Annotated in this window: 1 protein-coding gene; it reads left to right on the top strand. The window is 32.7% G+C overall.

All coding sequences use genetic code 11. The annotated features are described in order from the left end of the window. A partial coding sequence (locus tag AC3DU7_RS26200) for a tetratricopeptide repeat protein (protein ID WP_488042214.1) occupies nucleotides 1-4,526 on the top strand: 4,526 nt, incomplete at both ends.

Below are 4,526 nucleotides of genomic sequence, written 5' to 3'. Positions count from 1 at the left end.
TCTCATACTTGCAGAAAAACCTCAAGATTTTCAGGTACTCCATTTATTAGCTGTACTAGAAAATTTAGCAGGTCGAAATGAAGTGGCAATTCAGCTTTTGAATCAGGTTATTACTTTGTCTCCTAATTCTAGTCAAGCTTACTCTAACTTAGGGAAGATTTTGAAAAAAGAAGGTCGTTTAGAAGAGGCGATAGCTCATTATCAAACAGCTATTTCTCTGGAACCAAATGATAGTACTAACTACTCAAGCTTAGGACTAATATTTTTAGAAAAAGGTCAAATTGACTCAGCAATTATTAACTATGAAAAATCTAGAGAAATTAATCCTGACAACCCATACACAAATCTCAATTTAGGCTATGCTTGGGAAAAAAAGAGAGACTTATCAAGGGCGAGTACCTATTATCAACAGGCAATTAAAATTGACCCCAATTATGCTGAAGCATGGTACAACTTAGGGAATATTTTGCAAAAACAAGGTCATCTTGAATTAGCAGTTGAATATTGTCAAAAATCTCTTGAACTAAATCCAAATTATATTGAAGCATATCATTCCCTAGGCTTTATCTTTTTAGAATTAGGAAAACTTGCAGAATCTCAAAAATATTATGAACAAGCTCTTAAATTAGATAAAAATCATGTAAATTCTCATTTTGGTTTAGCTTCTGTTTTGCTTAAACAAGGAAATTTTATTGCCGGATTTTCTGAATATGAATGGCGCTGGCAGTATAAAAATTCTCTTAAGCGTAATTTCTCTCAATTTTTATGGGATGGCTCAAATTTTCAAGGAAAAACTTTATTAGTTTATACCGAACAAGGTTTAGGAGATTCTATTCAATTTATTCGCTACATTCCTCTAGTTAAAAATTTAGGAGGACGTGTAATTGTTGAATGTAATCAACCTGGATTAAAGTTATTATTTACTACTATTTCAGGAATAGATGAATTATTTGTAGAAGGTGAAAAATTACCAGATTTTGACCTGAAAATTCCATTGATGAGTCTACCTCGGATTTTCCAAACTACCCCAGAAACTATACCTGTTAAAATTCCTTATTTATCTGTACCAAAATCAATCCATTTCCCCATTCCACCTGCTCCAGAAAAAAATCTCAAAGTGGGAATATGTTGGCAAACAAAAAAAAGTAATACTATTGGAACCAGTCAAGTACGCTCTTGCCCAGTTGAATATTTACAGGCAATTATTAATATAGATACAGTAAACTTTTACATTTTACAAAAAGAAGTCTCTTCCACAGATTTAGAATGGCTGAACTCTCAAACTAAAATACATAATTTAAGTTCATCTTTTAATGACTTAGCTGATACAGCAGCAGCAATAAAACAATTAGATTTAGTAATTACAATAGATACAGTTATTGCTCACTTAGCAGGAGCATTAGGAAAACCAGTTTGGGTAATATTAAATTTTGATTCTGAGTGGCGTTGGTTAACAGACAGAGAAGATAGTCCTTGGTATCCAACAGCTAGATTATTTAGACAGCCAAAAATAGGAGATTGGCATAGTGTATTTATTCAGGTAAAACAAGCATTAATTGAATTTCTGGAATCTCAGCAGAAATTACCAGATTTACCAGCAAACTTTGACCAAGCATATCAATATTATCAACAAAATAATTTAGTAGAAGCAGAAAGAATATGTCGTCTCATACTTGCAGAAAAACCTCAAGATTTTCAGGTACTCCATTTATTAGCTGTACTAGAAAATTTAGCAGGTCGAAATGAAGTGGCAATTCAGCTTTTGCATCAGGTTATTATTTTGCATCCTAACTCTAGTCAAGCTTACTCTAACTTAGGAAATATCCTGGAAAATGAAGGTCGTTTAGAAGAAGCGATCGCTCATTATCAAAAAGCTATTTCTCTGGAACCAAATAATAGTAGTAATTATTCAAACTTAGGAAATATTCTGAAAAATGAAGGTCGTTTAGAAGAGGCAATCGCTCATTATCAAAAAGCTATTTCTCTGGAACCAAGTAATAGTAGTAATTATTCAAACTTAGGATTTATTTTCTTACAAAAAGACCAAATAGGATTAGCAATAGTTAACTATGAAAAGTCTCTTTTACTTGACCCTAGTAATCCCAAAACAAATTTTAACCTGGGTGTTGCTTGGCAAAACAAAGGAGACTTATCAACAGCAGGAACTTATTATCAACAAGCAATTAATTTGCAACCAGATTATGCTCAAGCATACAATCATTTAGGATTTATTTTTCACGAAGAAGGAAATTTCACTGCAAGTATTTCCTATTATCAAAAAGCTATTGAACTAGAGCCATATGTTCCTACTTCTCATCTTAATTTAAGCTTAATTTTGCTACTGAATGGAGACTTCAAGTCAGGTTTTCAAGAATTTAATTGGCGCTGGCAAGCTAAAAAATGTCTGTCTTTAATACTGCGAGAAAAACTTTGGGATGCCTCTAATTTAGCAGGTAAAATAATTCTACTTCATGCCGAACAAGGGTATGGCGATACTATTCAATTTATTCGTTATCTTCCTCTAGTTAAAAAACAGGGAGGGCAGATAATTTTAGCTTGTCAGAAACCTTTAATTAGATTGCTGGAAAAAATTCCAGGAATTGAGCTATGTGTAGCAGAAAATTTAAGTTGTCTCAGTTTTGATGTTCATGCTCCATTGTTAGAATTGCCTGGTATTCTTGGTACTACTTTAGATAATATTCCTCTACCAATTCAGAATTTAAACATACCTGAAATTTACTCGATAAAGTTAGAATCTCCAAAGAGAAATTATTTGAAAGTTGGTATTGTTTGGAAGACCAACCCGGATAGTCCAACTGCGACTAAACGTTCTTGTAAATTAATTTATTTTCAATCATTGTTAGACATAGCAGGAGTAACTTTTTATAGTCTGCAAAAAGAGCCTAGATTAGATATTCAGTTATTAGAAAAATTACCTATATTAGATTTAAGTAATCAGTTAAATGACTTTGCTGATACGGCGGGAATTATTACTCAACTTGATTTAGTCATTACTGTTGATACGGCAGTGGCACATTTAGCAGGAACATTAGGTAAACCTGTGTGGATTTTATTACCTTTTGTACCAGACTGGCGATGGTTGTTAGATAGAAATGATAGTCCTTGGTATCCCACAGCTCGATTATTTAGACAACCAAAAATTGGAGATTGGGATGGTGTATTTATTCAGGTAAAACAAGCATTAATTGAATTTTTAGAATCTCAGGATAATTTACCAGATTTACCAGAAAATTTTGACCAAGCATATCAATATTATCAACAAAATAATTTAGTAGAAGCCGAAAGAATATGTCGTCTCATACTTGCAGAAAAACCTCAAGATTTTCAGGCACTCCATTTATTAGCTGTACTAGAAAATTTAGCAGGTCGAAATGAAGTGGCAATTCAGCTTTTGCATCAGGTTATTACTTTGCGTCCTAACTTTAGTCAAGGTTACTTCAATTTAGGAAAAATTCTGAGAGATGAAGGTAGTTTAGAAGAAGCCATTGAATATTATCAAAAATCTCTGGAGTTAAATCCAGATGATGCTGAAGTATATAATGATTTAGGCTTTATATTTTTTCAGCTAGGAAGATTGGTAAAATCTCAAAAATATTATGAGGAGGCTCTGAAATTAGACAAAAATAATGTAAATGCTCACTTTTGTTTAGCAGGTATTTTGCTGAAACAGGGAGATTTTATTCAAGGTTTTTCTCAATATGAATGGCGGTGGAAAAGTACAGTTTTTATCGCTGGTAATTTATCTCAACCTTTATGGGATGGCTCAAATTTTTCCGGAAAAACTTTATTAGTTTATACAGAACAACGTTTAGGAGACTCTATTCAATTTATCCGCTACATTCCTTTAGTTAAACAATTAGGAGGGCGAGTAATTGTTGAATGTAATAAATCTGGATTAAAATTATTATTTACTACTGTCTCAGAAATAGATGAATTATTTGTTAGAGGTGAAACTTTACCAGATTTTGACCTCCACATTCCTTTAATGAGTTTACCTAGAATTTTAGGAACTACCCTAGAAACTATACCTGCTGAAATTCCTTATTTATCTGTACCAAAATCAGTCTCTTTTTCCATTCCACCTGCTCCAGAAAAAAATCTCAAAGTGGGAATATGTTGGCAAACAAGTAGTAATAGCGAAACCAGTCAAATACGCTCTTGCCCAGTTGAATATTTACAAGCAATTATTAATATAGATACAGTCAACTTTTATATTTTACAAAAAGAAGTCTCTTCCACAGATTTAGAATGGCTGAACTCTCAAACTAAAATACATAATTTAAGTTCATCTTTTAATGACTTAGCTGATACAGCAGCAGCAATAAAACAATTAGATTTAGTAATTACAATAGATACAGTTATTGCTCACTTAGCAGGAGCGTTAGGAAAACCAGTTTGGGTAATCTTAAATTTTGATTCTGACTGGGGTTGGTTAACAGACCGCAAAGACAGTCCTTGGTATCCCACAGCTCAATTATTTAGACAGCCAAAAATAGGAGATTGGG

It is taken from the genome of Okeania sp. (assembly GCF_983059655.1).
Note: the sequence above shows the minus strand (reverse complement) of the source record. Positions and strands in the feature narration are given on the sequence as shown.